This window comes from Aphanothece microscopica RSMan92, assembly GCF_046613545.2.
In the GTDB taxonomy this organism is placed as follows: Bacteria; Cyanobacteriota; Cyanobacteriia; order PCC-6307; family Cyanobiaceae; genus NIES-981.
On the sequence record NZ_JBKKKY020000362.1, the window covers coordinates 1 to 573 of the forward strand.

Here is a 573-nt window from a genome sequence, read left to right on the forward strand (position 1 = left end):
CGCCACATGGATCAACCCGGATGGACGGCCGGAGCCTCAGCCGCCCGGCGCATTGGCCGTAACACCGCTCGAATGGGCGGAGGTGAAGGGCCGGAAGGTGCCGGTGCGCTGGCGGGTGGTGCTGCCGGAGAAGGGCCTCGACGTCACCACGCGGGCACTCAACCCTCAAGCCTGGATGGACACGCAGGTGTCCTACTGGGAGGGACCGGTGTTTCTCGACGGCACGCATCCCGGGCGGGGTTACGTGGAGATGACGGGCTATGAATGATCAGATGCCGGGGCTGCGGTAGAGCGTCTTGCCCTTGACGCTGATCTCGACGTCCACGAGATATTTCCTCATCCCCTCGGCACTCATCGCGATGCCGAGGCCCGGAGCGCCTGGCACGTTCACCTCGCCGTTGGCATCGGGCGTCAGATGCGTTTCGCTCATATCCCAGGCGACGGATTTCGGTGCGAAGGGATATTCGCAGATGCGGTGCGCTTCGAGGCCTGCGAAGGGCTGGAGCGAGGCGCAGAGGGCGAGGTGCGACGTGAATGTGTGGTTCACAGAGGTGACGCCACGCGCTGCTGCGT

2 protein-coding genes are annotated in these 573 nt (G+C 65.3%); one reads left to right on the forward strand and one right to left on the reverse strand.

Annotated features, from left to right (window positions below):
• On the forward strand, positions 1-268 hold a 268-nt coding region (locus ACLD7X_RS18010), incomplete at its 5' end, for a lipocalin family protein (protein WP_411425059.1).
• Here ACLD7X_RS18010 and ACLD7X_RS18015 read toward each other — a convergent pair.
• The coding region (locus tag ACLD7X_RS18015; RefSeq protein ID WP_411425060.1) for an enolase C-terminal domain-like protein at positions 269-573 on the reverse strand (305 nt) is incomplete at its 5' end. It lies immediately after the preceding gene.